The organism is Flavobacterium sp., assembly GCF_039930565.1.
Taxonomy (GTDB): domain Bacteria; phylum Bacteroidota; class Bacteroidia; order Flavobacteriales; family Flavobacteriaceae; genus Flavobacterium.
The window spans coordinates 1-7,914 of sequence record NZ_JBDTTP010000124.1; the positions used below are offsets into that span (position 1 = coordinate 1).

Annotated in this window: 8 protein-coding genes; 6 read left to right on the plus strand and 2 right to left on the minus strand. The window is 34.0% G+C overall.

The annotated features are described in order from the left end of the window. Positions 1–4 precede the first annotated feature (4 nt). Positions 5–1,630, plus strand: coding sequence for an L-glutamate gamma-semialdehyde dehydrogenase (pruA, locus tag ABI657_RS18565; RefSeq protein ID WP_348098769.1), 1,626 nt, complete (start codon positions 5–7; stop codon positions 1,628–1,630). An 86-nt stretch (positions 1,631–1,716) separates the two neighbouring features. Here the strand turns inward: pruA and ABI657_RS18570 are convergent, their stop codons facing one another. Together ABI657_RS18570 and rsmG are read right to left on the minus strand one after the other, a co-directional pair. After that, on the minus strand, positions 1,717–2,256 hold the full coding sequence (locus tag ABI657_RS18570) for a hypothetical protein (RefSeq protein WP_348098762.1): 540 nt from the start codon (positions 2,254–2,256) through the stop codon (positions 1,717–1,719). 31 nt (positions 2,257–2,287) lie between these two features. Continuing rightward, on the minus strand, positions 2,288–2,917 hold the full coding sequence (gene rsmG / locus ABI657_RS18575) for a 16S rRNA (guanine(527)-N(7))-methyltransferase RsmG (RefSeq protein ID WP_348098763.1): 630 nt from the start codon (positions 2,915–2,917) through the stop codon (positions 2,288–2,290). A 107-nt stretch (positions 2,918–3,024) separates the two neighbouring features. Here rsmG and ABI657_RS18580 point away from each other — a divergent pair, with 107 nt between their 5' ends. The 5 genes from ABI657_RS18580 to ABI657_RS18600 all read left to right on the plus strand — a co-directional run. Then, positions 3,025–4,128 (plus strand): acyl-CoA desaturase, encoded by a 1,104-nt coding sequence (locus ABI657_RS18580; RefSeq protein WP_348098764.1) that lies wholly within the window; start codon positions 3,025–3,027, stop codon positions 4,126–4,128. Between the two features lie 68 nt (positions 4,129–4,196). Continuing rightward, positions 4,197–5,384, plus strand: a complete 1,188-nt coding sequence (locus tag ABI657_RS18585; protein ID WP_348098765.1) for a pyridoxal phosphate-dependent aminotransferase — start codon at positions 4,197–4,199, stop codon at positions 5,382–5,384. 291 nt (positions 5,385–5,675) lie between these two features. Then, a complete protein-coding gene (locus tag ABI657_RS18590) occupies positions 5,676–6,134 on the plus strand; it encodes a PA2169 family four-helix-bundle protein (RefSeq protein ID WP_348098766.1) in 459 nt (152 codons plus the stop codon). A gap of 175 nt (positions 6,135–6,309) precedes the next feature. After that, on the plus strand, positions 6,310–7,095 hold the full coding sequence (locus ABI657_RS18595) for an FRG domain-containing protein (RefSeq protein ID WP_348098767.1): 786 nt from the start codon (positions 6,310–6,312) through the stop codon (positions 7,093–7,095). Positions 7,096–7,471: 376 nt separating this feature from the next. Beyond that, on the plus strand, positions 7,472–7,914 hold a 443-nt coding region (locus ABI657_RS18600; protein WP_348098768.1), incomplete at its 3' end, for a peptidase U32 family protein.

Sequence of the window (7,914 nt, forward strand, 5' to 3'; positions counted from 1 at the left end):
TCCCATGTTAAAAGGATTCTTTCATGTACCAAAAGCGGTAAACGAACCGGTAAAAGGATACGCACCGAACTCACCAGAAAAAGCAGCTGTTCAGGCAGCCTACACTTCAATGTGGAACTCTAAAATTGACGTTCCTTTATACATTGGAAGCGAAGAAATCAAATCTGGAAACACTAAAACAATTTCAGCCCCCCACGATCACAAACATATCGTAGGAACTTTTCATCTAGCTGAAAAAAAACATATAGAAAAAGCGATTGCTAATGCTCTTGAATCAAGACATGCATGGGCCAACATGGCATGGGAGCAACGTGCTGCTATTTTCTTAAAAGCAGCAGAACTCATCGCTGGACCATACAGAGCAAGCATCAACGCAGCTACCATGATTGGTCAGTCTAAAAATATTCACCAGGCAGAAATTGATGCTTCCTGTGAATTGATTGACTTTTTACGTTACAACGTAGAATTCATGACTCAGATTTACGCGGATCAGCCAAAATCGGATTCTACTACATGGAACCGTTTAGAGTACAGACCTCTTGAAGGTTTTGTTTACGCGATTACTCCTTTTAACTTTACTGCCATTGCTGCCAATCTTCCTGCAAGTGCAGCTATGATGGGGAATGTTGTGATTTGGAAACCAAGTGACAGTCAGGTATTTTCTGCCAAAATTATTATCGAAGTATTCAAAGAAGCGGGTGTTCCTGATGGCGTTATCAACGTTGTTTTTGGAGATGCATTGATGATTACCGATACTGTTTTGGCAAGCCGTGATTTTGCAGGTGTTCACTTTACAGGTTCAACTCATGTATTTAAAGATATCTGGGCAAAAATTGGAACTAACATTCACCACTATAAAACCTACCCAAGAATCGTTGGGGAAACCGGAGGTAAAGATTTTATTATTGCACATCCAAGTGCTAATGTAAAACAAGTTGCTACCGGAATCGTTCGTGGCGCATTCGAATTTCAGGGACAAAAATGTTCTGCAGCTTCAAGAGCTTATATTCCGAAAAGTTTATGGCCATCTGTTAAAGACCAGTTAATTACGGATGTAAAATCTATGAAAATGGGTTCTCCCGAAGATTTCGGAAACTTTATTACAGCCGTTATTCACGAAGGTTCGTTTGATAAATTAGCCGGTTTTATTGATCAGGCTAAAAAAGATACTGACGCAGAAATCATCGTTGGAGGAAATTATGATAAGTCAGTCGGGTATTTTATCGAACCAACTGTTATTGTAACCACGAATCCAAAATATACTACAATGGAAACCGAATTATTCGGACCGGTAATTACAATTTATGTTTATGAAGATGCCAAATGGGAAGAGACTTTAGAATTAGTTGACACTACTTCTGAGTATGCTTTAACTGGAGCCGTTTTCAGCCAGGATCGTTATGCTATTGAAGTAGCAACTACGAAATTGCAAAATGCTGCAGGTAACTTCTACATCAATGATAAACCAACCGGAGCAGTTGTAGGAATGCAGCCTTTTGGTGGAGCAAGAGCTTCGGGAACTAACGACAAAGCGGGTTCTGCATTGAACTTATTGCGTTGGGCTTCTCCTAGAACTATCAAAGAAACTTTTGTAACTCCTGAAGATTACAGATATCCATTTTTAGGGTAGTAATAAAGTTTGAAAGTCGAAAGTCATATAAAAGCCGATCTTAAATTAAGATTCGGCTTTTATATGACTTTTTCAAAACATATCTTCTATTTTTTGAATTTTGTAGCTCTGCGTTCTTCTCCAAAAACTTCATAAAAACTTTTTCTCGAGTCTTTATTATTTTTCAACAAATTGCTAAAGAAATTTATTAAACTATCTTTTTCTAAAGAATTTTCAGACAGTAGGTCATTTTCTCTTTCATCAAAAATCATTATTGAAGCATAAATTTCTCCTCTTTTTTCATGTCCATTTGTAAAAATATTGTATTTTTTTCCGTTCGAAAATAAATCTATATTCTCCCATGATAAAATCGGGCTATTAGAATTATTAGGATAAACCATTTTATTCCATTTACCAAATTTATCATACATCACTTTATGGGTGTAAAATGCAGAAAAAACACATTCAAATCTTACTTCATTAAGTGTTATAGTATCATTATTAACAATCGTTTTGTACTTTTCACTAACAATTTCAGTGAAATTTTGTTTATATAATTTAGGGCATCTTTCTTCTATCGCTTTTTTTTGTGCTGTAACATTATTTGAAATAAACAAAATTAATAGTAATAAATAAATCTTTCTCATATAAAATAAGTTAATTGACCTACACTTAAAACTAAGCCTGAAACTTCAAAGGCAAGTGCACGACTTTTTTGGTTTCAAAAAACTCATCTTCAAAAATAGTTGATAAATCATATAAAGTTGCTTTTGGAAAGTCTTTTAATTCTTCCGCTAAATCTCCTCCTTTTAAATATAAGATTCCATTTTTCAAGGTATGTTTGTGCTGTTTTTTGATCTTGTCGTGAACCCACGAAACAAAATCAGGCATATTGGTTACGGCACGGCTTACAATGAAATCGAAATCTCCTTTTACCAGTTCGGCACGCTTCTGTTCTGCTTTTACATTTTTTAATTCCAATGCATTTACAACTTCCTGCACGACTTTTATTTTTTTGGCGATCACATCAATCAGATAAAAACGCGTTTGCGGAAAAAGAATTGCTAACGGAATTCCCGGAAATCCACCACCGGTTCCTACATCTAAAACTGTTGCTCCGGGTTCAAATTTCATGATTTTTGCAATTCCCAATGAGTGTAAAATGTGTTTTGTATATAAGGCATCAATGTCTTTTCGTGAAATAACATTGATTTTTTCATTCCAATCGTGATATAAAAAGTCTAATTTTTGAAACTGTTCGATTTGAATGTCGGTCAAATCAGGAAAATATTTCAGAATCTCGTCCATTGCTTTAATTTTTTAACAAAAGTAATACTTTACGATTGAAATATTTAACTCAATTTTGCAAATTGAAAATTTATAATAATTACCTTTGACAACTATTTAAATTAATTATGAATAATACCGCCCCTACATTTTCAAAGCAGGATAACCTAAAGTTTTTCAGAACACTTAACTCTCGGGTAAACAACTACTTTAAAGAGAATAATCTCCAAAAAACCGGAAACTGGAAGCTGCATTTAAAAGCAATAATTCTGTTTGCCGTTTTTTTAACACCATACTTTTTAATCCTAACCCTCGATATGCCTTTTTGGGCACAATTGCTATTGAACATTCTTATGGGAATTGGAATGGCCGGAATAGGAATGAACGTGATGCACGATGGTAACCATGGATCATATTCGTCAAAATCATGGATCAACAAAATCATGGGCGGAAGCATTTATATTCTGGCCGGAAATGTACATAACTGGCAGGTTCAGCACAACGTATTACACCACACTTATACCAATATTCATGGTCATGATGAAGATCTGGATGCCGGAAGAATCATTCGTTTTACACAAAATGCAGAATGGCACCGTTTTCACAAATTTCAACATTATTATTCTTTCTTTTTATATGGATTATTGACTTTTAATTGGGCTTTAACAACCGATTTTAAGCAGATGAAAAATTATCTCAAAAGAAAATTATCGTACGGAGCACCTCAAAATCCTGCCAAATTATGGACGGTTTTGGTTATTACAAAAATTATTTACGTTTTAATCTGGATGGTCCTACCAATGGTTTTAGGTGTAACATGGTGGAAAGTAGTAATAGGATTTTTTGTCATGCATTATACAGCCGGATTAATATTAAGTATTGTATTTCAATTGGCACATGTCGTAGAAGAAACCACAAACCCGGTTCCGAATGAAGAAGGGGAAATCGAAAATACCTGGGCCATTCATCAATTGTACACAACCGCTAATTTTGCTCCAAAAAATAAAATTGTAAACTGGTTTACAGGTGGATTAAATCACCAGATCGAGCATCATATTTTTCCAAATATCAGCCATGTTCATTACGGTGAAATTGCTGAAATTGTAAAGGAAACAGCCAAAGAATGTAATTTACCATATCATGAATTCAAAACCATGAGAGGAGCCATCTGGGCACATTACAAACACCTTAAGGAACTTGGAATGAAACCTGAATTTTCACATCAAAACTAAAAATCTATTAATAATTAACCTTCCCTTAAATTTAAAGTTGAAATTTAAGGACAATCAAAATTTTTATAATGAACCACATTCTTTCAGACAGAATCAACAACTTAGCGACGTCACAAACTTTAGCTATGGCAGCTTTGGCACGTGAATTAAAAGCACAGGGAAAAGACATTATCAGTTTAAGTTTAGGTGAGCCAGACTTTAATACACCGGATTTCATCAAAGAAGCTGTAAAAAAAGCAGTAGACGAAAACTACAGCACCTATTCTCCGGTAGAAGGATATTTAGAATTGAGAGAAGCTATTTCAAGAAAATTCACTAGAGACAACGGATTAGATTACAAACCCTCTCAAATCGTAGTTTCTACAGGAGCCAAACAATCCTTATACAACATTGCGCAAGTAATGCTGAATGATGGTGACGAGGTTATTTTGCCGGCTCCATACTGGGTTTCTTACTTCGAAATTGTAAAACTTTCAGGAGGAATTCCTGTTGAAGTTCCAACTTCTGTTGATACTGATTTCAAAATTACACCAGAACAATTAGAAGCTGCCATCACACCAAAAACAAAAATGATGTGGTTCTCTTCTCCTTGTAACCCTTCAGGTTCTGTTTACAGCAGAGAAGAATTAACTGCTCTTGCAAAAGTGTTGGAAAAACATCCAAATATATATGTTGTTGCTGACGAAATTTATGAGCACATCAATTTCTCAGGAACTTTTTGCAGTATCGGTTCAATTCCGGGAATGTTAGAAAAAACAATCACTGTAAACGGAGTAGCAAAAGCATTTGCCATGACTGGATACAGAATTGGTTACATCGGAGCACCTGAATTCATCGCAAAAGCGTGTACAAAAATTCAGGGACAAGTAACTTCAGGAGCTAATTCAGTAGCACAGCGTGCAACGATTACAGCTGTAGATGCAGATCCAAGCGTATTGAACCACATGGTTCAGGCTTTCCACACTCGCAGAGATTTAGTAGTTGGATTATTAAAAGAAATTCCAGGTGTAAAAATCAACGTTCCTGAAGGAGCATTTTACGTATTCCCGGACGTTTCTTCTTTCTTCGGAAAAACATTAAGAGGAACTGAAATCAAAGATGCAAACGACGTTTCGATGTATCTTTTGGCAGAGGCTAACGTAGCAACCGTAACAGGTGATGCTTTCGGAAATCCCGACTGTATTCGTTTCTCTTACGCAACAAGCGATGATATTTTAAAAGAAGCTTTACGCAGAATCAAAGAAGCATTAGCATAATTCAATCTTCTTTTTTATACACTAAAAGCCTTAGGAAAATCCTGAGGCTTTTTTTATGGGGTTGCCTCCGGCCGGGCTATCCGTTACAATCTTTTGTTCCATTTCATTTTACAAAAGGATTTTCACTTCTATCCCTAACCCGAATCGGTAAACATGGAATTTTATTTTCCAAAAAAACTGACTTTCAAAATTCCCATTCCACAATTTTATAAATCACTCCTGTAATTCTGTAAGATATAAGGCTTTACAAAATCCCATCTTTGTAATATAAATAAATTAAAAAACATTATCATGACACATACAGAAGAAACTACAAAAGAAGCAGTAAGTACATTTGAAGGATTGATTTCAATTTTAGAAGACGGAAAACTAGGATATACCAATGCAGCAGAACATGTAGAAAGTCCGGCTATTAAAACCGACTTTTTAGAGTACGCACGTCAACGTGCCTTATTTATTGTAGAATTGCAAGATGAAATCAACAGATTAGGCAAATCAACTGATACTTCAGGCGGAGGACCATTAGGAGCCTTACACCGCACGTGGATTGATATCAAATCTTCATTTACAGGCGGAGATACTGAAGCTATCATTAATGCTTGTATAACTGGTGAAGAAGCAGCTATTGAAAAATACAAAGCAGCTTTGGAAAAAGAAGAATTGGATTCTAACCAAATTTCTATTGTTTCAAAACAATTAAACAGCATTCAAAATACTTTGACATTGATTAAAGCGAAAAAACTGTCTTAATATCTGAGACACTATTTTTGAGAAGGAAACTACCTGGTTATTAGACTGGGTAGTTTTTTTGTTTTATCGAAACTGGTATTGGTATATCTATAGATCTTTTGAAACTTCTACACAGAATAACAATAGAATTATAATGTTTTACATATCTTAGAATATTATAAAGCAATTGATTGATATGAATAATAATTATATCGAAACAGTTGAAGATTTTCAACGAGTAATTAATGAGATTCAAAATAATAGAGTTCCTGTTATTGGAGAAAAATATCAAGAGATATACAGAGGACAATCTAAAGATTCATATAAGTTGCAATCTGGCATTGCGAGATATGCAAAATCCTCCTTAGAAATTGAAAAATTAGAAAAAAAAATTGTTAATAGCTTCAAAAAATTAATAGAAGACTCGAAAGACCCAAAAAAATTCATTCAACTTTGCGATTATGAAAACGATTATGAAAATGAATGGCGTTGGTTAGAACAAATGCAACACTATGGATTACCAACCAGACTTTTGGACTGGTCATTGGATCCTAAAATAGCACTTTACTTTGCTATTGAAAGTAACATTGAAGATGTAGGTCAATTTTGGATTTTCAAAAGCCCTCTTAATTGGTTAGCTGATGATCATTTTAAAATTAATCCATTCTCCAAGGATTTAGACATAATTTCAAATAGCCGTTTTTATCTTTACAATAATCCAGAGACTAAAATTGCGGAACATAGACGATTTTTTCAAGATGGTAAATTCACAATCCAAGATTATCAAAAATCCATATATCCACTGGAAAAACAATTTGAAATATCAAATAAATTAATAAAATATCTAATTCTTCCAAAAGCAAAAAAAATACTATTAGAATATTTAGAAAATTTTAACATTAATAATGATAGTGTTTACATAAAATTTGATCCAGAAATTGAAAATTTGATTTCATTAGTAAAACAACAAAACAAAATTTAGCTTCTATACATAAAAACAAAAATCATTAATTTATATTTAGATAATTATGGGTAAAGTTTTAGGAATAATAATTTTAATTTTTGGAATACGATTAGCTTATAAATTTTCAGACATAGGAAGAAAAACTCCTACCATAAAAGATAGAAATAAATCTGATACATTTTTCATAATAATATTCATTTTTATGGCGATTGCAGCTGGTGTAAGTTCACTATTTGATTAAATTTATAATTCAAATAAAAAAACCTTAACCATCATCATATCCTATTAACTAATAATTTTAAAAAATCCTCTTCATCATTAGCAAACTCAAATTATTTATAAGAACTTTGCAGACTTTTTTGAGTGAATATCACAAAAGTCTAAAGTCCTACAAATGAAGAAGAAGATTGAAATATTAGCTCCGGCAAAAGATTTAATTGGAGGAATGGCGGCCATCAATAGTGGTGCCGATGCCGTTTATATTGGTGCTCCGCAATTTGGAGCGCGTTCTAATGCCACAAACTCTATTGAAGATATTGCCGCTTTGGTACAATACGCCCATTTATTTAATGCTCAGGTTTTTGTGGTAATGAATACCATTTTGTACGACAATGAATTGGAAACCTGTCGCAAAATGATTTATGAATTATACGATATTGGAGTTGACGCCCTGATTATTCAGGATATGGCGATTATGGAAATGGAACTTCCTCCTATCGTACTTCACGCCAGCACCCAAGCCAATAATCGTGACGCTGATAAGATAAAATTCCTAAAAGATGCTGGAATCAAACGTGTGGTTTTGGCCCGCGAATTGAACCTGCATCAAATTAAAAC

What these genes read in the sequence shown, in the direction of transcription:
- rsmG (WP_348098763.1), bottom strand. Translation starts at nt 2,917, where the DNA reads ATGGACGAGATTCTGAAATATTTTCCTGATTTGACCGACATTCAAATC.
- pruA (WP_348098769.1), top strand. Translation starts at nt 5, where the DNA reads ATGTTAAAAGGATTCTTTCATGTACCAAAAGCGGTAAACGAACCGGTA.
- ABI657_RS18595 (WP_348098767.1), top strand. Translation starts at nt 6,310, where the DNA reads ATGAATAATAATTATATCGAAACAGTTGAAGATTTTCAACGAGTAATT.
- ABI657_RS18585 (WP_348098765.1), top strand. Translation starts at nt 4,197, where the DNA reads ATGAACCACATTCTTTCAGACAGAATCAACAACTTAGCGACGTCACAA.
- ABI657_RS18570 (WP_348098762.1), bottom strand. Translation starts at nt 2,256, where the DNA reads ATGAGAAAGATTTATTTATTACTATTAATTTTGTTTATTTCAAATAAT.
- ABI657_RS18590 (WP_348098766.1), top strand. Translation starts at nt 5,676, where the DNA reads ATGACACATACAGAAGAAACTACAAAAGAAGCAGTAAGTACATTTGAA.
- ABI657_RS18580 (WP_348098764.1), top strand. Translation starts at nt 3,025, where the DNA reads ATGAATAATACCGCCCCTACATTTTCAAAGCAGGATAACCTAAAGTTT.